We start from the raw sequence: 19,190 nt of genomic DNA, 5'->3' as shown, positions 1-19,190 counted from the left end.
TTGAAACACTGATACTTCAGACGTGCGTAGGGTGGCACCGGTATCACGATGCAGAGGAGCCCCATGAAAACCCCTGTCACCCAACGCATTCTCGCGGTCGCGGCCGGATGCCTGATCACCGTCGCCGCGGCGGGAACGGCGGGCGCTGCGCCGCTGCCCTTGCAGCCGACCGCCGAGGGACCCGCCGCGCCCGTCGCTGCGGCAGAGACGGGATCGTTCGAACGTGCGCTGGGCGGCGACGTGGGATTCTCGGTGAGCCAGGGCTCGAGCGACATGTACTGGAACGTCGTCGAATTGGTGCTGTGCGACCTGATGCAGGGCGGCTCGTTCCTCTGCAACAGCTACCGCTAGTGGTAATGCTCGCCGGATGTCACCGCGGCGGCACGAGGGTGGGGATGTGACCCCGCACCACCGCGGCGACTATCCGAACGGGTCCCTGTCGAAGCCGGAACCCGGCCGCAGTTCGCGGCAGATGAGTCGTCGCACAACCCCTGCGGCGAACCATCGCCGGAGAACTATCCGCTGGATTCCGGTCCAAACGCCGCACCGGCAAAGCCGTCCCTAACGCCGGATTAGTCGGACTCTGAGGCAAGAGAGCGGTGCGGGACCGTGCGAGCGAGCGAAGCGCCGCCACAGCCACCGGACGACCGCGTGGTTTGCGTGTCCGCCGCGGGGGTAGCGCGACAGTGTTCGGTAACCGGCCGGATGCCCGTGCTCGGTTGACGGGGCGGAACGGAAGGGAGTCGCGCGTGGGATTTCAGGAGCAACAGCAGAAGGTACCGGGAACTCAACGGCAGATGACACCCGTGCCGGACTGTGGCGAGGAAAGCTACCGGGGCAGTGGCAAACTCACCGGCAAGGCGGCGGTGATCACCGGCGCGGACAGCGGAATCGGCCGTGCGGTGGCCATCGCTTTCGCCCGTGAGGGCGCTGACGTCCTCATTTCGTATCTGGACGAGCACGAGGATGCCGAAGAGGTGGCGGAGCTGGTGCGCGACGCGGGCCGCGCCGCGGTTCTGGTGCCGGGCGATCTGTCCGACCCCGCGCATTGCCGAGACGTAATCGACCGCGCGGCAGCGGAATTCGGGAAGATCGACGTCCTGGTGAGCAATGCCGCGTATCAGATGACCCACGAGACGCTCGAGGAGATCACCGACGACGAGTTCGACTACACGTTTCGGGTGAACATCGGCGCGTACTTCACCCTGGTGAAGGCGGCGCTTCCGCACATGGCGCCGGGATCGTCGATCATCGGCAGCTCGTCGGTCAATTCCGATATGCCCTCCCCCACGCTCGCGCCGTACGCCGCGACGAAGGCGGCGATCGCCAACTTCTCCGCGAGCCTCGCGCAGCTGTTGGGCCCCAGAGGAATTCGCGTCAACAGCGTGGCGCCCGGCCCCATCTGGACACCACTGATCCCCTCGACGATGCCGCCGGAGAAGGTGGCGAACTTCGGTGACGACACCCCGCTGGGCAGGGCGGGTCAGCCCGCTGAACTCGCGTCGGCCTATGTGCTGCTGGCCGCCGACGACGGCAGTTACATCTCCGGCGCGCGCCTGGCGGTCACCGGAGGCCGACCGATTCTCTGACCCGGCATCGACCGGCACGACAGACCGTGGGAGGGCGTCACCAGGGCGCATCCCACTCCCCCACCACACCGGTGGGTTTCAGGTGCGGCACGTCCGGTAACCGCGGAACGCGGCCGACGGTACGACCGGTCGCCCGCACCATATCCGCGAACCGAATCGCGTCGAACACCGCAGCGCCGCCCGGGTCATTGTTGAAGTACACGAACACATCTCGGTCCCGCTGCCAGGTCTTGTCGATGCGGTCGACCCACTCGGCCAGTACCTCGTCCTGATAGCCGGGTGGTGGCTCGGCCGTGCCTTCGTGGAATCGCAGGTAGCCCCAGTCCGCGGTGCGCCAGAGCGGCGTCACCGGCCGATTCGATCGGTCCGCCCAGCACAGCGCGGCGTTGTGCGCCTCGAGGACCCGGCGGACGCCGGGCGTCCACCAGCTCTCGTGCCGCGGCTCGACGACCACCCGTAGGCCTGCGGGAACGAGGCCCAGCACGGCGTGCAGACGCTCCGGGTCGGCGGGCAGATTCGGGGGAAGCTGCAGCAGTAGCGGCCCCAGCTTGTCGTCGAGACCCCGCGCGGCCTCGACCGATCGCTCCAGCGGAATCTCCGTGTCCAGCAGCCTCCGGTAGTGCGTGATGACCCGACTGGCTTTCACCGCCATGACGAAGTCGCCGGGCGTGCGTGCGCGCCAGCCTTCGAACGTCGAGCGCCGCACCGGCCGGTAGAACGCGGCGTTCAACTCCACGGTCGAGAAGTGCCGCGCGTAGAACTCCAGCCAGCGGCGCTGTCCGAGGCCCCTGGGGTAGAAGATCGGACGCCAATCCGAGTACTGCCAGCCCGACGTGCCGATCAGCATGGTCATGTGTTGGCTATGCCCGCCCTCGCGGGGCGCAACCGGTCGTTTGCGGAGCACCGTTCCCTGCCGACGCAAGCCCGCGCACAGGTCGTTGCGTCCCCCACGTGTCAAGTGACCGGCATCGGGTAGGGCTGCCGGACCAGCACCTTCACATCGAGGAGCAAGCATGACCATGGATCCCGATCCCGCCCGGACACCCGATCTCGAACCCGGCGGCGGTGTGGCACCCGGCTCGACGCCCCCGGACACACCGCAAACATCCGGCCTGTCGGCGCCGGAACCGCGCACCCGAAATCGCTTCCCTCCGACCGGAATCGCGCTGATCGTCGCGGTGCTCGCACTCGTTGCCGTCTTCGTCGTGGTGGCCGTCGGCATTCTGCTGTGACGATCGCCGGCACGCCCGATCAGCGGTTGCGCCGCCAAATGGCCGTGGACAGCACCGTGGCGAACGCGCACCACGCGGGGTACACCGCCAAAGCGGTTCCGGCGGCGGGGCGCACCCGCCCCACCCGGCGTACCAAATCCGCACTGCTCGCCGTCAGCACCGCCGACGTCACGGCCGCGACGCCGGGGCGATGCGCGCGGAAGAACAGCCAACTCCACGCCGCGTTGGCGACGAGGTTGAGCTCCAGCGCACGCATCAGCGCCGACCGTCCGGCGCCGGCGGACTCACGATCAAGCGCGGCCGCCGTCGACAACGCGATATCCGCGTAGATCATCGTCCAGGCGAGCGGGAAGACCTGGCGCGGCGGCTGAAAGCGTGGCATCCGCAGCGACTCGTACCAGCTCGAGTCCGGATCGGTCGCGATGGTGCCCGCCACGGCGGTTGCGGCAACTCGCGCGGTGGTGTCGAGCAGGGGCGATCGGTGGGCCGGAGCCGCTCGAGCGTCGTCCGCGATGCGCAAAGCTGGTCGGTTCATGCCATCTCCTCGTCTTCTCACGTCGGCCTACCCGTCCCATACATCCGGAAACACCACCGTCCACGTCTGCGGAGAGCATCCCGGCGGCCGGTGTCGAGAGTCGAGGTGACGGCCGGGCTACTGGTCGGTGAGTACGGCGGCACGCTCGATCCGCTACCGATGCGGGTGTTGTTCTAGAGATAGCGGTCAAGATCGCGCTGGACCCGGGCTCACAGACTCTGTCGAATCGAGTTCCAGCAGGATTCTTCTCACGTCGCACGGCACTGATATCCCGCCGGTGGAATTCATGCATTGCCGACCCGTGACGGACACAGACAACGCCCCAGTGGCACACCGCCACGCGTACGTGTCGCCGGATCGCGCGCACGTGGTTCACTGCGATCATCGAGGGTATTCCGGGCCACGCCTCCGCTACCGCGGAGACGCAGGGTTGTGTCGGTGGTGAGGAGCTGGTCGGTGTCGGGTGTGTGGGAAGCGGGCGGCTGGGGTCTACTGGCGGGATCCGCGCTGGTATTGGGTGTTGTCGCGGTGTACCTCACGCGGATCCCGGTGCGGGTTGTCGCCTCGATCATGGCGTTCGGCAGTGGCGTGCTCCTGTCGGCGGTCTCGTTCGAGTTGATCGCCGAGGCCCACTCCACGGGCGGGCTCGGGCCGACCGTCATCGGCGCGGTGGCGGGAGCCGCGCTGTACACGGGCGCGAACATCTTGCTCGCCAAGCGTGGAGCGCGGCATCGCAAGCGCTCGGGCGACCAGCAGCCCTCCGAGGACGAGCAGGCGGGTTCCGGTACCGCGATCGCCGTGGGTGCGCTGCTGGACGGGGTGCCGGAGTCGATCGTCATCGGCGCCAGCCTGCTGGGTGGCGGACCGGTCAGCGTGGTCACCGTGGCGGCGGTGTTCATCAGCAATGTGCCCGAGGGCCTTTCGAGTGCGTCGGGTATGCGCAGGGCCGGGCGGAGCACGCGATACGTGTTCGGGGTCTGGTCGGCGATCGCGGTGGCCAGCGCGCTCGCGGCGATGGCGGGCTACGCGCTGCTGGGCGGGGTGTCCGCCTCGGTGCTGGCCGGTATCACCGCGCTGGCGGGCGGGGCGATACTGTCGATGATCGCGGACACGATGATCCCCGAGGCGTTCGAGAACGCACATCTGTGGATCGGATTGATCACTGTCGCAGGCTTTCTCACCGCTTTCGCACTCTCTCAGCTCGAGCAGTGACCCGTGCACGGATTCCGGCATCGCCGCGCGCGGCCGGTCGCCGCGCAAATGACGGCCTTCGTGGTGATTGAGACGCGCCTTCGCGGGTAGTACCCGGGCAAAGTGTGCCGACTCGATGACGGGCAGGGTTGGGACTTCGCACTTTTGACGCTCGGCCATTCGCGCCGATGTCGCCCGCGGCGCAGCGGCACGGACTCCACACGCGGTGACGCGGAGGAACGGCGGTGCGCACGACATGAGCGGGGATCGCGAATTCACCTTGACCCTGACATCCGGGGACAGCGACTGGCAGGCCGTGCACGACGCCGCCGAGTGCGCGGGCATGAGCGTGGAAGGGTATTTACGCTGGCTCGTCCGGATCCTCGCGCAAGCCGCTTCCGGCGCCGGCACACCGAATCACACGCCGCGCGACAAGAGTTCTCGCGCCGGTGTGGAAATGCCTGAGCCGGATTCGACCGGATGGGAGGAGACGTTCAGCCACCGTCTCGTCCAGCGTGCCGAGCAGTTCCGATTGAGTGGAACACCGACCGGCCCGACGACTACGCCGGACAGCGAAAGGTAGTCAGACGAGCCCCTCGCGCCGGGCCACCGAAGACGGGTCGGCGTGGGATGTCTCGTATACGTCGAGGAGGAAGTCCTCGTCCCGGTAGGACGCGATCGACGTGAGCCCGGACCGGCTCGCGATGATGTCGTGCACTTCGCCGCCGCCGAGCGGGTAGTCGGCGACAGGGTGACGCCAATGCACACACAGCAGTGCGCCCCCTGCCGCGAGATGCCCCACCGCCGCGTCGATGGCCGGACGTAGGGTATCGCGGTCGAGGTAGTAACCGACTTCGCTGAGCACGATGAGGTCGAACTGTTCGGCGGGCCAATCGTCGCCGAGTGCCCAGATGCGGAATTCGACTGCGGCCGGGTCGATCTCCGGGAGCGCAGCCAGCCGTTCCGCGGCGGTGCGCAGGGGCGCGTCGATGATGTCGGTGGCGACGACCCGGTCGCAACGCGCGGCGAGCTCCGCGGTGAGCATGCCAGTCGAGCAGCCCGGCTCGAACGCGTTGCGGTAGCGCGGTTTCGGGAGCGCGGCCATGGTCAGCGCCCGTTTTCGGCGTTCGTACCAGCGGTTCGAGAAGTCCCAGGGGTCCTCGCTCCGGGTGTACATCTCCTCGAAATAGGCGTCGGGTAAACGCTTACGGCTCATGGGAAGTAGGTTTCCAGCGGTCCGGTGAAGCGGCGCAGCACGTGCTCGGGCAGAACGGGTGCGTCTTCGGGCGCGTCCGACAGGGGCCGGGTCTGGCTGGGAAACTCGGCGATCGCCCGAAGTTTGGCCGCGTGCGCCTCGGGCCCGAGACGATGGACCGCGGCGTCGACCCCGGCCAGCGCGGGGTGCACGGGAGTTGCCCAGTGCCACATCCAGATCGGGTACTCGAGCAGTCGCACGGTCGTCGACGCACACGCCTTCGCGGCGGCACGGCCGGCGGCTTCGTGATCAGGGTGGCCGTCGTGCCGCCAGGTCACCGCGCACCGATGCGCGGGCGAGTCGTTCGCGGCGAGCAGCTCGGCCAGGGCGTCGGTCACCGCCTCTTCGGCAGCGGCGACGTGACCGTCGGGAACACCCAGGCGGATCGGTGGATCCGCGCCCAGTACCGCGGCCGCGCGGCGCGATTCACGAGACCGGATCTCGGCGAGCCTATGCGGGGAGCAGGTGGGTGAATCCGGGTGCGACCCTTCGCCATCGGTGAGGGTGACCAGGGTGACGGCGATTCCCGCCTTGCGAGCCGACGCGATGAGTCCGCCCGCCCCGAGTACCTCATCGTCGGGATGCGCGGCCACCACCGTCAGCCGGTCCATGTCTGCGATGTCCAGGGGTACGCATCGTCCCCGCCACAGCTCCCACACCGCGTCGTCGGTGCCGGCGGCACGCACGTCGATCACAGGGACAGCCACGAAAGATCCTCCCCCGCTGTATCACTGCCGAGGTCGGCGAGATCGGATTCCGCGTGACTCTGGCGCAGGTACACGGTCAGGTCGGCCACACGTCGCGCATGCGCGGCATCCAGGCACAGGGGGGCCGCGCCGAGCGCCCTGCCCACCCGGTCGATGGTGTCGGTGGCCGCGGACTCCACCACCGCTCGGACCGCCCGCGCTCGTGCCCGGCGCGCCACCGGGTCGACGGGCCGGCCCTGATCGATCCGATCCGCCGCAGCACGCAGTACCGAACCCGCAGCGTGCAGGCCCGCCGCGACCGCACCCCAGTGGGCGAGCGCATGCGCGTTCGCCCTGCCATCCGCCACCCGGGCGTGCAGGGGCCGTGCGACCTCACACGCGCTCCCATACCAGCATGCGGCGACGCCAATCGCGCCGTACCAGAATCCGGGGCGGGTCAGATAGTCCCCGGGCTCCCCCACCGCCGCGGCGCTCACGCCGTCGAAATCGACGGCACCGGAATCAGATTCGCGCATTCCGACCGCGTGCCAGCTGTCCGGCACCGGCCGCACACCCGGTTGGGTCAGCGCCACCGCGAACAATCCGCGCTCCGCGCCGACGCGGGCGGTCACCAGCGCGTGGGAACAGATCGTCGCGCCTGAGCACCACGGTTTGCGGCCTTCGAGAATCCAGCCGCCCCCCGAAAAGCTGGCTTGCAGTACAGGTTCGGGCGGTTCGGCCGCCCACACACCCCACACCTCTCCGGGCGACGGCGGCGGCGCTCCGAGCTCGTGCAGGATGGCGGCGGCATCGGTGTGCGCCTCGGTCAGGCGACCCAGCACAGTGTCTTCCGCGGCCAAGTCCGCGAGCGCGCGAAACCGCTCCGCGGTGCGTCCTTCACCGGGAAAGGGCAGGTCGAGTTGGTTCGCGGCGGCGAGCTCACGAAGTCGCGCGGCGACCGGGCTCTCGACCGCTCCGGGAGCATCAAGCACCGTCCACCTCCGCCACCCGTGGGTCCAGCGAGCGCAGATGCGCGGCGAAGCCGTCCGGGGCACGCCCGTGTGTGCGGGCCGACGTGCGCACGGTGACGTCGTCGGCCCAGACCAGGTGAGCACCGCAGGCGAGCGCGCGCCGCACGAGATCGACGTCCTCACCGGTGGGCAGTGGACGGAAACCGCCCGCACGCCAATACAGGTCGGCTCGGAAGCCCAGGTTCGCGCCATGGACGTGGCCGTGACCACCGTTCGAGCGACGGCGGTATCGCTGCTCGTATCGCCGCCGAACAGTGGGGCTGTACCCGTGCCAATCCTCGACGCGGACGGTGCCGGCGACCAGGTCCACACCGTTTCGGGCGTGCCGCAACTGGTTCCGCAACCATCCGGGGTCCACTTCGGAGTCGGCGTCCGTGGTCGCGAACCAGGTCTCGGATCCGCAATCCGTTCCCGCCCGGGCGAATCCGCGGGCTCGCGCCATACCGACATTGTGAGCTGCCGAGGTCAGCACCTCGATATCCGGCCCGATGACACGCTCGGACCCGTCGGTGCAGTCGTCGAGGACCACCTGTATCCGTACCGGCACCGGTACGTGCCGGGCGGCTTGCCGCAGTGCGTGCAAGCACCCGGGCAGCAACCGCACCTCGTCGTGCACCGGAACGACAACCAGAACACCGTCGACAGCGCGTCGACCGGACATCGTCCCGCCCGAGTTGATCACAGCGGGCGTATACCCCGGTGAAATGCGTGCAAACACCCCTCGCGCTGCCGACCGACGACGTCGACGAACAGGCCGGACCGCGATCGGTCAGTGATCTACTGATCGAATAGCTCATCCCGCGTAAAGCCCGAGGAAACCTCCGGCACTCGCCGCCGACGCGCCGGCGGATTAGGCGATCGCCGAGCGGGTAGAGCGTCGAGGAACCACGGTGTGTTCACTCGGCCCGTCATCACCGGGTCGCGTGGCGTTTCCACGTTCCCACTCAGCCCGGGAGCCGAGGCGACGGTCAACACTTTGGTCACGGAAAGCATCCAGAACGCTGTCGACGGCAACCGCTCGGCAAAGATCGACAGCAGTGCCCGCTATATCCCCGAGAAATAGCCGCTCTGCAGAGGAGGGACATGTCCACCCCGCGCAACCACACCACCGATGACGCCGGAATTCCGGTCCCGAGTGACGAACATTCGCTGACCGTCGGCCCCGACGGCCCGATTTTGCTGCACGACGCCTATCTCATCGAGAAGATGGCGCAGTTCAACCGGGAGCGGGTCCCCGAGCGGCAGCCGCACGCCAAAGGCGGCGGCGCGTTCGGCGTCTTCGAGGTCACGCGGGACGTGAGTGCGTTCACCCGCGCGGACTTCCTGCAGCCGGGTAAGAAGACCGAGGTGCTGGCCCGATTCTCCACCGTGGCCGGTGAGCGCGGCAGCCCCGACACCTGGCGCGATCCGCGTGGATTCGCACTCAAGTTCTATACCGAGCAGGGCAACTTCGACATGGTCGGGAACAACACCCCGGTGTTCTTCGTCCGCGACCCGATGAAATTCCAGGACTTCATCCGCTCACAGAAGCGTCGCGCCGACAACAACCTGCGCGACCACGACATGCAGTGGGATTTCTGGACCCTGTCGCCGGAATCCGCGCACCAGGTCACCTGGCTGATGGGCGATCGGGGCATCCCCCGCACCTGGCGGCACATGAACGGCTACTCCAGCCACACCTACCTCTGGTACAACGCCGCGGGCGAGCGATTCTGGGTGAAATACCATTTCAAGACCGATCAGGGCGTCGAGTTCTTCACCCAGGACGAAGGCGACCAGATGGCGTCCATGGACACCGACTACCACACGCGTGACCTTTTCGAGCACATCGCCGACGGTGAATTCCCCAGCTGGACGCTGCACATGCAGATCATGCCGTTCGACGACGCCAAGACCTACCGGTTCAATCCGTTCGACCTGACCAAGGTCTGGCCGCACGCCGACTACCCCCTCACCGAGGTCGGCCGCCTGACTCTGAATCGCAATCCGGCCGACTACCACACCGAGATCGAGCAGGCCGCGTTCGAGCCCAGCAATTCCGTGCCGGGCACCGGGCCCAGCCCGGACAAGATGCTGCTCGGCCGCTGGTTCTCGTACCCGGACGCGCACCGTCACCGCATCGGCGCGAATTACAAACTGCTGCCTGTCAATTCGCCACACGCCGCACCGGCGCATTCCTATTCCAAAGACGGCCAGATGCGCTACACCAACGTCTCGGACCCGGTGTACGTGCCCAACTCCAAGGGCGGCCCGCACGCGGACCCGGAGGCGTCGGGGCCGGTGGTCGGCTGGCACACCGACGGTGAAATGGTCCGCACCGCATACATTTTGCGCTCCGACGACGACGATTGGGGCCAGGCGCGCACGATGGTCCGCGACGTCCTGGACGACGCGGCGCGCGGGCGGCTGGTCGACAACATCGTCGGCCATCTACTCAACGGCGTCGGCTCCGACGTCCTGGCCCGGGCCTTCGAGTACTGGCGCAATGTCGACAAGGAGCTCGGGGACCGGGTGGAGGCGGGCGTCCGGGCCAAACAGGATGAGCTCGATCCGAAGGCCGAGAAGCAGGCCAACCCGGCCCGGTCCTCGGCGCAGGACAAGGCCTGACGGTCTAACGCGTCACGCCGCGTCGAAAGATTACCCACACAGCGAGGGCCCGAGACCGTCAGCGGCGGCTTCACTACCCGCCGACACGCTGACGGTCCGGGTCCGCCGACTACGCGGTGGTCAGCCCTTCTACGAATAACGCTGTGCTGCAACAAGTCGCAGTCGCGGTGGTTCCATCGCGACGGCGACTTGTTCGCTGTTCATCGTGCGGGCGCGCCGAGCGCCGCTCTTGTTGCGCTCGGGCATCCCCATAGGCGAACACCCGACTCACTGCGGGAACTGACTGATCCTGGTGTTCTGGAACGTCGTGAACAGCCAGATTCCGTTCTCGCGCACCGCGACCCGGGTTTGCACGGAGCGGGCCTCGGGCGGCGCCGCCTCACCTGGCGGCATCGGCCGATCACCCACGGTAACCAGCACCGCGACATTCGATGCCGGGAAACGCAGGGTAGTGGTGTCGGGCTCGGCCATCCGGGTGCCCTTCATGAATCCGTCGAAGCCCTCCTGCATAACGGTGGCGAGTTCGGTCCTGCCCCTGACGAATTCCCCGATCACAGACACGAAATCGGCGTCGGGGGTGAACGTGTCGGCGAACGCGGCACCGTCGCCCGCGGCCCAGGCGTCCATCTGCGCCCGCAACAGCGAGTGGATAGCGGTTTCGTCGGTCTCTCGAGCGGTTGTCATGGGACCGACGCTGCCAGCGGCCGGTCACGGTCTCAATGACCTCGGAGGTCATGGCGACCGGCCGACCGCATCGCCCCGGTCACCGCCGATCCACGAACTCCCCGAGCAGCCGCAGGTCGAACCGCCGCAGCACCTCGTCGAACGCATCGGCGGGGATCTCAGGATGGTCGTAGGTGATGTTCAGCCAGAGCAGCGGCGGCGCCCCTGCGACGGTCGTCATCCGCTCGGGGTCGAGCAGGTCGTTCTCCATATCACCGGTCGAAAAATAGCCGCGCGCTTGGAATCTCGCGGAGGGATATCGTGCGAGCTCGGGCGTGAGGGCGTTCTTCAGTTCGACCAGCCGGTCGTAGGCGGCGTGCTTGGTCGCCACCCCCAGCGGCCCCGCCCACTCCCGGCATGCCAGCGTCATCGCCCGACCCTACGTGCCGGCGGACGTGCCGGTCGAGCCCGGAAGCGCCGAAGGCACCCGGCCGTCGAATCCCTGATCACCGAACCACGTCCGAGGCTGACGACACCCGCACAGAAATGAAAGAGAAGCATTTCAGTTAGTGGCCGGCCGCCCTACACTGGGCCTCCATGGACGTGCACACGCGACAACTGCGCTACTTCGTAGCGGTGGCGGAGGAGCTGAGCTTCACTCGCGCAGCGCAGCGGCTGCATACGTCGCAGCAGGGGTTGAGCGCACAGATCAAGCAGCTCGAGCAAACCCTCGGCGTCGTGCTGTTCTCCAGGAACACACGCAATGTCGAACTAACGGCGGCGGGCGCGGTGTTCTTCGATGAGGTGCGATACGGACTGACGCGGCTCGACGCTGCCGTCGAACGGACGCGGGTGGTCCACCGCGGTGAGCGGGACCGGCTGGTACTGGGGTGCATGGAGGGGGCGGCGCTCACCTTGACCGAACCGATCCTGACCGCGTTCCGCGAACGTCACCCCGAGGTCAGCCTGGAACTTCGCCAATTCGGCTACGACGACCCGTCCTCGGGGTTGCGGGCCGGATCGGTGGACGTGGCGATCGTGCGGCACCCGTTCGTCCACCAGGGCCTGGAGTTCGAACGACTCTTCGCCGAACCGCTGGCGGCGATGATGCCGATCGATCACCCGCTGGCACACCGCGCGCAGGTGCTGGCCGCGGAAGTCGCGCACGACCGGCTCCTCGGCGCGGCCTGCACGGATCCGGTATGGAACACCTTCTGGGAGTTGGATGTTCATCGCGGTGGGCAGCCCGCCGAGATCGTCTCGCGGTCGAGCACCGTGATCGAGGAACTGCACAAGGTTTCGACCGGGGTCGGCGTCGTGATCACCACCGCGGCCGCTCGCTGGATCTCTTTCCCCCGGGTGAAGCTCGTCCCGGTCGTCGACGCCGACCCGAACGAGGTGTCCGTGGGGTGGCGTCCCGATCACCGCCCGCCGCTGGTTCGATCGTTCGTCGAGGTCGCGCGGATGGTGCGCGACGCCAATCCGGAACTCGTGTACCAGCTGGAGAATCCGGACTTCCAGGACTGTTCGGTGCCGGTACATCTGTGATCAGCAACAGGAACCGGACAGAAGTCGCGCGTGGAAACGGTCTGTCCGCACCAGATTCCGGTGCGGACAGACCGTTGACGGCTCAAGAGAGCGTGCGGCAGTACAGCGCTTGGGGCCGGTTGCCACGACGGTTGTTGCCGGAGAACGCGATTCCGGCGACGTACTCGTCGGCGTTGCATTGGCCCTTGTAGTACCCCTCGGCCCAGTCGCCGCCCTCACCGGTGCCCGGGCGGTTGTCGCCGCGATCGAACCACAGCGTGCGCCCGGTACCAGCCAGGGGAACGCGGCCGGGCGCACAGAGAATGCCGGACATGGCGTCACCGCGCAGGCTGTACCCGATCATGAACGAGCCTTCCGCGCATTGGTATTTGGTGAATCCGCCGGCCCAGTCGGTGCTGACCTTCTCAGTGCTGACCTTCGACGCGCCGGTACCGGCGCGCCACAGCTCGCGCACGGTGGCGTCGGTGCACAGCCCACCCTGCCCGCGATCGCTGACGCCGAGCAAGCGCTGACCGTCGGGACACACCATCTTGGTCGCGCCGACGTCCCAATCGGCGGCGGCTCGCAGCGACCGATTGTCGTCCTCGTGAATGCCCTGCAGCATGGACCAGTTTCGAGCCGGAACGGGGACCTGGCCGGTGAAACCGTCGTGCTCGAGCAGGCGGCGCGTGTGGGTCCCCCGCCAGTCATCGGCGTCCAGCACGCTGCGCAGTGCACCCGAGGTGTCGTAGCGCAGAAGCCCCCACTGATTGCCCTCGTCGTTCTGATGGAAACCGACCAGGGGCCAGTAGGCGAAGTCGAGATCGCGGTCGATGAGATAGTCGACCAGGGTCGCGTACCAGGCTCTGTCGAGTTCGCCGTCGCCCTTGCCGACACCGAATTCGCTGACCCACACCGGGGCCGTGAAGTGCCTATCGGGCGTGGTGGCAACGTATCCGGCCCGCTCGTCCATGGACGCGATCAGATCCGCGCGCGACATATCTCGAAAACGCGGGTCGTGGGTCTCGCCCATGCCGGTGGCGCCGGTGTGCCTCGGTCCGATGTAGCCGTAGAAATGCACGCCGTACACGACCTTGTTGGACCGCACCAGAGTGGTGGACAGCCGCTTCATCGGCTCCAGCATCGGCCGCTCGTGCCAGGTGAGATCGGTGGGGATACCCATCCAGTTGATGCCCTCGACCACGATGAGCAGATCGGGATTTCCCCTGGTGAGGATGGCGTCGCCCGCCTCCTGGGCGGCGTCGGCCCAGTCGTTGCCGTCCCCCTGACCCCAGTTCGGATTGGTCCAGGTGGTGCGTCGCACTTCGTTGCGCAGGTCCGCGCCGACGACGCCGGGATTGTCCTTGTACCGGGCGGTGATGAACACCCAGTCGGAGATGAACTTCTCCCACGATTGACCGGAGTTCCAGAACTCGTTGCCATCGACACCGCAACACCACCGCGTGGTCGTGGTGTGGTTGTTGAGAATGACGCCGAACCCGGCATCGGTGAGCGCGGCGACCGCACGGTCGAACACCTCGAGCGGCGTCAGCCCGTTGAGTTCCGGATTGGCGGTCAGGCCCTGCACCCGGGACTGATCGGTGAGCATCTCGTTGGAGAAGGGCAATCGAATGCTGTTGAGCCCCAATGCCTTGAAGTCCGCGAGCAGTTTCGCCATCGGCACCCGGTCCAGCCCGAGCGGGGCCCGGTGCCCGTTCTCTTCGGCGTGATGGGTCGTGTCATCGGCCTCGTTCCCGCTCCCTTTCCAGGTACCGCTCGACCCGTGCCAGTTGCCGGATTTCAGCTTCACCCGATTGCCGTCGGCGTCGACGATGTAGCGCCCGCGCGTGCTGAGCGGACCCTTCATACCACCGGGATCCGCAGCCGCGGGTGGGCTGCCGTGCACCAGCGGAACCACCATGGTTCCGAGCAACAGCAGGACGGTGAACAGCTTCTTCATTCCCGATTCCTCATCATCACGGTGCCTGGATATCGGGAACAGTAGGTCCGGGCGCAAGCAATCTGAAACAGCCAGATTTCGGCAATTCACTTGGATTGCTTGTCAATACGAGACAACGCCTAGCCGCTGACGGACCGCTCCACCCCGGCCCGCCCTATGACGTCGTCGAGTACGTCGCGAGAGCGCAGCAGATCGCGGATCTTGCGATCGATGCGGGCGCGTTCCACCTTCAGCTCGTCCACCAGTTCCGGGGTGGCGAATTCGTTGGCCCCGCCGTCGGTATCGCGCATGCACGGCAGGATCTGGAAGATCTTGCGGCTGGACAGCCCCGCCGCGTACAGCTCCTGGATGTGAATGACCCGGTCCACCGCCATCTCGGGATAGTCCCGGTGCCCGCCCGGCGTGCGCCCGGACACCAGCAGGCCCTGCTCCTCGTAGTAGCGCAGCGAGCGTTCACTGACGCCGGTGCGCGCGGCCAGCTCTCCGATGCGCATCCGCCACCTGGTCTTTCTCAGTCGGACTTGATTCTCACATCAATGTGAAGTTTTACCGTACCCGCATGACGCACACAGCAGCACTCGCAGGCCTCTTCGACACCGCCCGCCTCGGCGCCCTCGAACTACCGAATCGCCTTGTCATGGCGCCGATGTCACGTCAGCGCGCCACCGCCGACGGCACCCCCACCGACCTGATGGCCACGTACTACGCCCAGCGCGCGAGCGCCGGGCTGATCGTCGCCGAGGCCGCCACCCCCAGCCTCGTCGGCAAGACCTTCGCCGGCATTCCCGGCATCTACACCGACGCTCACATCGCCGGATGGCGGCGGGTCACCGACGCGGTGCACGCCGAGGGCGGGCGTATCTTCCTGCAGTTGCAGCACGGCGGGCGGATCGGGCACCCCGACAATACCGGCCACACTCCCCTGGCTCCGTCGGCGATCACCCTGCCCGGGACCGTCCACACCGCCGCCGGGGCGCGGCCCGCGGTTGAGCCGCTGGCCATGACGGAAGACCAGATCCGTTCCACGACCAACGATTTCGTTCAGGCGGCACGGAACGCGATGGCCGCGGGCTTCGACGGCGTCGAAGTGCACAGCGCGAACGGCTTTCTGCTGCACCAGTTCCTGTCCGGCAACACGAATCAGCGCACCGACGGCTACGGCGGCACGATCGCCGGCCGGATCCGCTTCACCGTCGAGGTGGTCGAGGCCGTCAGCGCCGCAATCGGTCCCGAACGCGTGGGTGTGCGGATCGCCCCCGGCGTCACGGCCAACGCGATAGCCGAAACCGATACCGCCGAGCTCTATCCGGCCCTCGTCGAGGCACTCGCGAGCACCCGCCCGGCTTACCTGCACGTCGTGTTCGCCGATCCGCGGTCCGCCGTCTTCGAGGCCATCCGCCGCGACTGGCCCGGCACGCTGATCGCCAATCCCTATCTGGGCTGGGGTGAGCCGCTGCCCGCCGATGGTGGAAAGCACGCCGCCGAACGGCTGCTCGCCGCGGGGGCCGACCTCGTGTCCCTCGGCCGCCCGTTCCTGGCCAATCCTGATCTGGTCGAACGCCTCCGCCACGACGCGGCGATCACTCCGTTCCGTGAGGCCTACTTCTACGGCGGCGACGCGACCGGCTACACCGACTATCCCGTTCTCGCGGGCGTGCGCGCCTGATCGCGCAGATGCGAGGCACCCGACGTCAATGCGCGCGGACCACGAGCCGAAGCGATCGGGGCACCACCTCAAATTCGAGGCAGGGCTGCGGCGTGCACTCGCACCGGCGGCGGGGATCGTGTTGTCACGTCGACCCCACGGCCCCCGCGATGCCGGGGGCCGCCGACTCACAGCATCCAACCGAGCTCTCCGGCCTCGATGCGGCGGGCGGTCCGCTCGAACCAGTCGATGTCGTGCCGCAGCCGCGACAGCAGGTAGTGGGCCTCGATCATGTGGATCTCCGGGCCCGTCACCTCGGAGACGGCTCGGTCGAGTCGGCGTACCTCGGCCCGGATGCGCGCGACTCGTTCCCGGACCACCTCGACCGCATCGGGACGCGGCAGCACCCCGAGGTAGGCCAGGGCGGTGATGAACGCGGGACCGCCGGTGAGATCGGCGTCGCCCACTTGCCGTCGCACCTGCTCGGCCAGCACGGCCACGCCCGGCCCGGTGACCGTGAGAGCACCGCGCTCATCGTCGTTCGCCGGGGCGACCCAGCCCTCGGCGGTGAGACGGTCCAGGAGCGTATAGACGGTCGCGTTGCGCACCCGAAGGTAGTCGTAGCGGCGTTTCAGCTCGCTGAACAGCGCGTACGGGTGGCGCGGCTGCTCGACCAGCAGGCCGAGTATGGGCAGCACCAGCGGGTTGTCGAGCGCGTTCTTGGGCACCGGCGCAGCCTACGCGAATAGCCGTATACGGCTACCACTGCTAGCTTGTAGCCGTATACGGCTATTTGGAGGTATCGCATGATTTTCGGGATCTGGCCGGGCGTCGTCGCCGCCGACCTCATCGACTTCCGTCCGCTCGAGTGCCCGCCGGAAGACCCCGCCGCGACCCTGTCGGCGCTGCGGCAATTGCAGGGTCCGGCGTCCGCGTTCTACGTGCGCTGCTACCGCCACTTCGGAGCCGACCCGCGAGAGCGGCCGGAGATCTCCCGAACCCCCGCGGACCCCGGGGCGTACGCGGGCGAGGGACGGCTCATCGATCTGGTCGTGTGCTACCAGAGCCCCGAACCCGATCCGGCCGGGTTCGCCGAGTTCGTTCGGGCCGCGGTGCGAGACGTGGCGATGTGGGGCGGCGGCAAGGTGCAGGTCGGTGAGGAGCTGAACATGCCGGCGCCCCAGGACGGCGGCAGCCCAGGATGTTTCGAGGCCATCGCCGCCGGAGTCGCCGCGGCGTTCTCCGAGCGTGAGCGACTGGGCGCCGACGTGGAGATCGGTGTGAACTCGACCGGTATGGCCGGCCCCGAGTTCTGGCAGCGCATGGCCGCCGCGGTCGGCCCGAAGTATCTGCCTGCACTGGATTATGTTGGTGTGGACTTCTTTCCCGACGTGTTCCGCCGGATCCCCCATGAGCAGCTGGAAGGATCGGTCACCTACGTCCTCGAGGACTTCCGTGCCGTCACGAAAGCCGCTGGGGTACCGGGCAATACACCCGTGCACGTCACCGAGACCGGATGGCCGACCGGCCCCGGCCGAGACGAGCGTACACAGTGCGCCGTCCTCGAGGCGGTGGCCGCCGCCGCACTCGGCACCGACCTCGGCATCACGGCGTACGAATTCTTCGGACTACGCGATGGCCGCAGCGACGCCGACTGGTCCGGCCGTTTCGGCCTCCTGCACGACGACTACTCCCCCAAGCCCGCCTTTCACACCGTGCGCGAACTCGTCGCCTGCCGATCCGCACCTCGCGCCGGAATGCGATAGCCCCCGTCAAGAGCAGGAAGATATGACCCCGTGACGTTGACCTTCTAGCTTCGGGATGTCAGTGAATCCACCTCGGAAGGGCCGACATGCTGCATACCGACATCCCCACCCGCTCCGAACTCGAAGCGCTGGTCAACGCTTCGGCGCCGTGGTCCGTATCGATCTACACCCCGACGGAAGCCGATACCCCGACACCGGAGGAGAACCGCATCGCGTTCTCCAATCAGACGCGTGAGGCGCTCGAGCTGGTGTCGGATCGGCGAGCACGCTCGTCCCTGGCGGAGGAACTCGAGGACCTGATCGACGACGAGGACTTCTGGCGATTCCAGTCGCGCACCCTGGTCGTGCACGCGACGCCGGAACGCATGCGCACCTTCCGGGTTCCCAATCGGCTCGAGCCGGGTGTCACCGTCGGTGATCGCTTCTTCGTCAAACCGCTGTTGCGGGCGGTGACCTTCCCGCAATCGGCCTTCGTGCTGGCCCTCGCCGAAGGTTCGGTGCGGCTGGTGGAGATCACCCCGGACAGTCCCGCCGCGGAAGTGCGGGTTCCCGGGCTGCCGACCAGCGCCGCCGACTACGCGCGCAAATCGTCGTTGAGCGGCCGCGCCCCCAAGGGCCGGATCCAAGGCACCGAAGGTCGCAAACTCCGGGTTCGCCAGTACGCGCGGGCGGTCGATCAGGAGTTGCGCGATCTGCTGACCGGCCGCGATCTGCCTCTGATTCTGGCCGCGACCGAGCCGATCGCCGGGCTGTTCCGCTCGGTGAACAGCTACGACGGGCTCCTGGAGGACACCATCGCGGGCAATCCCGAACACCTCACGGATGAGGAACTCGCGACACGTGCCCGCACGATCCTGGACGATCACTACGCCCACGAACTGTCCGGCCTGCGCGAGCTGTTCGACCTGCGGCGGGCCGAGGGCCGGGCCACGACCGACCTGTCCGACATCGCCCGCGCCGCGACCTTCGGCGCCGTCGACACCCTCCTGGTCGATATCGACACGACGATTCACGGAACGATCGCCGAAACCGACGGAACCCTCACGCTCGCAGCGGAATCGGAGGCCGGCACCCCGGGCGTCGTGGACGAGATCGCCCGGCGCGTGCTGCTCTCGAACGGCCGGGTACTGGCCGTGCGCACCGCCGATATCCCGGACTCCGCACCGGCTGCGGCGATCCTGCGCTACTCCGTGTGAGCGGAGGCGCACACCGGTGCGTGCGGCCGCCCGGCATCACCGGTGCGTTGGAACGGTGTCGCGCGACGGCAGCCACGCCGGACACACGGCGGGCGGTTGCGAAGGACAAGACCATCGCCGGCGCGGCGATCACGTCGGCAGTGTCCGGTTCTGACGCGGCGCACAGTTGCCGGGATTCCGAGGACAGGCTCCGCAGCCGTTGACGGCTCAGGTACGCCGGCCCGGGCCGATCGTGGTTCAGCACGACGATCGGGGCGTTTTCGATGCGATGTCCATCACCCACTCGACAATTCGGTCGCCTAACGAT

At 67.7% G+C, this 19,190-nt stretch carries 21 protein-coding genes; 10 read left to right on the top strand and 11 right to left on the bottom strand.

The window, feature by feature from the left end:
* The first annotated feature begins 63 nt into the window (after positions 1–63).
* Both ACWDOP_RS02015 and ACWDOP_RS02010 read left to right on the top strand, forming a co-directional pair.
* Entirely contained in the window at positions 64–351 is a 288-nt protein-coding gene (locus ACWDOP_RS02015; RefSeq protein ID WP_456343473.1) for a hypothetical protein, read from the top strand.
* Between the two features lie 398 nt (positions 352–749).
* On the top strand, positions 750–1,589 hold the full coding sequence (locus ACWDOP_RS02010) for an SDR family oxidoreductase (protein ID WP_456343472.1): 840 nt from the start codon (positions 750–752) through the stop codon (positions 1,587–1,589).
* 37 nt (positions 1,590–1,626) lie between these two features.
* On the opposite strand, the gene ACWDOP_RS02005 is transcribed toward ACWDOP_RS02010, so the two are convergent.
* Positions 1,627–2,442 (bottom strand): DUF72 domain-containing protein, encoded by an 816-nt coding sequence (locus ACWDOP_RS02005; RefSeq protein ID WP_456343471.1) that lies wholly within the window; start codon positions 2,440–2,442, stop codon positions 1,627–1,629.
* A 160-nt stretch (positions 2,443–2,602) separates the two neighbouring features.
* On the opposite strand from ACWDOP_RS02005, the gene ACWDOP_RS02000 reads away from it, so the two are divergent.
* Positions 2,603–2,821 carry a DUF6480 family protein gene (locus ACWDOP_RS02000; RefSeq protein WP_456343470.1) on the top strand — a complete coding sequence of 73 codons (219 nt, stop codon included), beginning with the start codon at positions 2,603–2,605 and terminating at the stop codon, positions 2,819–2,821.
* A gap of 19 nt (positions 2,822–2,840) precedes the next feature.
* Here the strand turns inward: ACWDOP_RS02000 and ACWDOP_RS01995 are convergent, their stop codons facing one another.
* Entirely contained in the window at positions 2,841–3,356 is a 516-nt protein-coding gene (locus tag ACWDOP_RS01995) for a TspO/MBR family protein (protein ID WP_456343469.1), read from the bottom strand.
* 456 nt (positions 3,357–3,812) lie between these two features.
* Between ACWDOP_RS01995 and ACWDOP_RS01990 the strand changes: the two genes are divergently transcribed.
* Positions 3,813–4,568, top strand: a complete 756-nt coding sequence (locus ACWDOP_RS01990) for a ZIP family metal transporter (protein ID WP_456343468.1) — start codon at positions 3,813–3,815, stop codon at positions 4,566–4,568.
* Between the two features lie 235 nt (positions 4,569–4,803).
* Complete coding sequence (locus ACWDOP_RS01985) at positions 4,804–5,130, top strand: hypothetical protein (protein ID WP_456343467.1); 327 nt, start codon at positions 4,804–4,806, stop codon at positions 5,128–5,130.
* Here the strand turns inward: ACWDOP_RS01985 and ACWDOP_RS01980 are convergent, their stop codons facing one another.
* The 4 genes from ACWDOP_RS01980 to ACWDOP_RS01965 are packed head-to-tail and all read right to left on the bottom strand — an operon-like array spanning position 5,131 to position 8,180.
* A complete protein-coding gene (locus ACWDOP_RS01980) occupies positions 5,131–5,763 on the bottom strand; it encodes a methyltransferase (RefSeq protein WP_456343466.1) in 633 nt (210 codons plus the stop codon).
* Positions 5,760–6,509 (bottom strand): PIG-L deacetylase family protein, encoded by a 750-nt coding sequence (locus ACWDOP_RS01975; protein WP_456343465.1) that lies wholly within the window; start codon positions 6,507–6,509, stop codon positions 5,760–5,762. Before ACWDOP_RS01975 ends, ACWDOP_RS01980 begins: the two co-directional genes overlap by 4 nt.
* Positions 6,494–7,480, bottom strand: coding sequence for an acyl-CoA dehydrogenase family protein (locus ACWDOP_RS01970; protein ID WP_456343464.1), 987 nt, complete (start codon positions 7,478–7,480; stop codon positions 6,494–6,496). The genes ACWDOP_RS01975 and ACWDOP_RS01970 overlap by 16 nt, the downstream gene beginning before the upstream one ends.
* Positions 7,473–8,180, bottom strand: coding sequence for a glycosyltransferase (locus tag ACWDOP_RS01965; RefSeq protein WP_456343463.1), 708 nt, complete (start codon positions 8,178–8,180; stop codon positions 7,473–7,475). The genes ACWDOP_RS01970 and ACWDOP_RS01965 overlap by 8 nt, the downstream gene beginning before the upstream one ends.
* A 422-nt stretch (positions 8,181–8,602) precedes the next feature.
* Between ACWDOP_RS01965 and ACWDOP_RS01960 the strand changes: the two genes are divergently transcribed.
* Positions 8,603–10,126 carry a catalase gene (locus tag ACWDOP_RS01960; RefSeq protein ID WP_456343462.1) on the top strand — a complete coding sequence of 508 codons (1,524 nt, stop codon included), beginning with the start codon at positions 8,603–8,605 and terminating at the stop codon, positions 10,124–10,126.
* Positions 10,127–10,393: 267 nt separating this feature from the next.
* On the opposite strand, the gene ACWDOP_RS01955 is transcribed toward ACWDOP_RS01960, so the two are convergent.
* Positions 10,394–10,810 (bottom strand): SgcJ/EcaC family oxidoreductase, encoded by a 417-nt coding sequence (locus tag ACWDOP_RS01955; protein ID WP_456343461.1) that lies wholly within the window; start codon positions 10,808–10,810, stop codon positions 10,394–10,396.
* Between the two features lie 79 nt (positions 10,811–10,889).
* Positions 10,890–11,219, bottom strand: a complete 330-nt coding sequence (locus tag ACWDOP_RS01950) for a hypothetical protein (RefSeq protein ID WP_456343460.1) — start codon at positions 11,217–11,219, stop codon at positions 10,890–10,892.
* 167 nt (positions 11,220–11,386) lie between these two features.
* On the opposite strand from ACWDOP_RS01950, the gene ACWDOP_RS01945 reads away from it, so the two are divergent.
* On the top strand, positions 11,387–12,337 hold the full coding sequence (locus tag ACWDOP_RS01945; RefSeq protein ID WP_456343459.1) for a LysR family transcriptional regulator: 951 nt from the start codon (positions 11,387–11,389) through the stop codon (positions 12,335–12,337).
* Between the two features lie 82 nt (positions 12,338–12,419).
* On the opposite strand, the gene ACWDOP_RS01940 is transcribed toward ACWDOP_RS01945, so the two are convergent.
* Together ACWDOP_RS01940 and ACWDOP_RS01935 are read right to left on the bottom strand one after the other, a co-directional pair.
* Positions 12,420–14,276 carry a glycoside hydrolase family 5 protein gene (locus ACWDOP_RS01940; protein WP_456343458.1) on the bottom strand — a complete coding sequence of 619 codons (1,857 nt, stop codon included), beginning with the start codon at positions 14,274–14,276 and terminating at the stop codon, positions 12,420–12,422.
* A gap of 119 nt (positions 14,277–14,395) precedes the next feature.
* A complete protein-coding gene (locus tag ACWDOP_RS01935; RefSeq protein ID WP_456343457.1) occupies positions 14,396–14,770 on the bottom strand; it encodes a MerR family transcriptional regulator in 375 nt (124 codons plus the stop codon).
* 65 nt (positions 14,771–14,835) lie between these two features.
* Here ACWDOP_RS01935 and ACWDOP_RS01930 point away from each other — a divergent pair, with 65 nt between their 5' ends.
* The gene (locus tag ACWDOP_RS01930) at positions 14,836–15,942 is read left to right on the top strand and encodes an alkene reductase (protein ID WP_456343456.1); all 1,107 of its coding nucleotides are present in this window, start codon (positions 14,836–14,838) and stop codon (positions 15,940–15,942) included.
* 167 nt (positions 15,943–16,109) lie between these two features.
* Here ACWDOP_RS01930 and ACWDOP_RS01925 read toward each other — a convergent pair whose 3' ends face one another.
* Positions 16,110–16,649, bottom strand: a complete 540-nt coding sequence (locus ACWDOP_RS01925) for a PadR family transcriptional regulator (protein WP_456343455.1) — start codon at positions 16,647–16,649, stop codon at positions 16,110–16,112.
* A gap of 78 nt (positions 16,650–16,727) precedes the next feature.
* On the opposite strand from ACWDOP_RS01925, the gene ACWDOP_RS01920 reads away from it, so the two are divergent.
* A complete protein-coding gene (locus ACWDOP_RS01920; protein WP_456343454.1) occupies positions 16,728–17,687 on the top strand; it encodes a hypothetical protein in 960 nt (319 codons plus the stop codon).
* A gap of 86 nt (positions 17,688–17,773) precedes the next feature.
* A complete protein-coding gene (locus ACWDOP_RS01915; protein ID WP_456343453.1) occupies positions 17,774–18,883 on the top strand; it encodes a baeRF11 domain-containing protein in 1,110 nt (369 codons plus the stop codon).
* The last annotated feature ends 307 nt before the right edge of the window (positions 18,884–19,190 follow it).

The organism is Nocardia sp. NPDC003693, assembly GCF_053981095.1.
The sequence above is the reverse complement of the archived record's forward strand: the minus strand, read 5'-3'. Positions and strand labels throughout refer to the sequence as shown.